1 protein-coding gene is annotated in these 1,232 nt (G+C 57.5%); it reads left to right on the plus strand.

Features of this window, described 5'->3' with window-relative positions; genetic code table 11:
• Positions 1-63: 63 nt before the first annotated feature.
• On the plus strand, positions 64-1,224 hold the full coding sequence (locus tag OX459_RS28030) for an IS30 family transposase (RefSeq protein ID WP_289907522.1): 1,161 nt from the start codon (positions 64-66) through the stop codon (positions 1,222-1,224).
• Positions 1,225-1,232: the final 8 nt, after the last annotated feature.

The raw sequence follows: 1,232 nt of genomic DNA on the forward strand, positions 1-1,232 counted from the left end.
TGCGGATTCAATCGGTGGTCGCAACACTCTAACCTAAATGTCTAGGTTACAGGAGTGTTGAAGATGAAACAGAAACCACGTATTTATTACACCGAGACGCAGAAGGCCTTGATGTGGGAACGTTGGAAGCAAGGCGATTCCCTGCAGATGATAGCCCAGCTATTTGATCGGAATCACTCATCGATACAGCGGATTCTGGCTGAGTCTGGTGGCATACGGCCAGCGCCGCGACGCCGTTCCAGACTGGCGCTAACACTGGCCGAGCGCGAGGAGGTATCGCGTGCCATCGTTACCGGCCTATCCATCCGCGCCCTTGCCAGGCGCCTTGGCCGAGCACCATCGACCATCAGCAGGGAACTCAGCCGCAATGGTGGCCGCGAAGCATATCGTGCGACTCAGGCGGATCAGCATGCTTGGGATCAGGCGCGCCGCCCCAAACCTTGTAAGTTGACGGAGAGCCGCATGCTGGCCAACATGGTTGCCAGCAAGCTCCAATTGCAGTGGTCGCCGGAACAGATTGCTGGCTGGCTCAAGCAGCTGTTCACGAGCCACGAGGAGTATCACGTGTCGCACGAAACCATTTACCGCAGCCTCTATATCCAGGCCCGAGGCGCCTTAAAGAAGGAGCTGCTGGAGCACTTGCGCCGGACGCGCGCCATGCGCCGCTCTCGTCATCACACCCAAAAGACAGATAACCATGGCAGAATTGTCGACGCCGTGCCGATCAGCGAGCGTCCAGCGACGGCAGCGGATCGAGCGGTGCCCGGGCATTGGGAGGGCGACCTGCTCTGCGGCAGCCACAACAGCCAGATCGTGACCTTGGTCGAACGCCAGACGCGCTATGTCATGCTGATCAAGGTCGCGGCCAAGAATACCGACACGGTGGTCAACGCATTGATCGACAATGCCCGCAGGCTGCCCCAGGAACTGTATAAGTCACTGACGTGGGATCGTGGCAGCGAGCTGGCCGGGCATAAACGCTTTACGTTGGCCACCGACATCCAGGTCTATTTTTGCGATCCACAGAATCCATGGCAGCGCGGTTCAAATGAAAATACCAACGGCCTGTTGCGCCAGTATTTCCCCAAGGGATTAGATATTTCCACGTATTCGCAAGAGCAACTCGACGCGGTAGCCAGACGACTCAACGAGCGCCCCAGGAAGACGCTACACTACCAAACACCGGCTCAACGATTTGAACAGTGTGTTGCGTTGACCGATTGAATCCGCAC

Origin of the sequence: Janthinobacterium sp. SUN026 (assembly GCF_030397625.1) — a bacterium.
Classification (GTDB): domain Bacteria; phylum Pseudomonadota; class Gammaproteobacteria; order Burkholderiales; family Burkholderiaceae_D; genus Janthinobacterium; species Janthinobacterium kumbetense.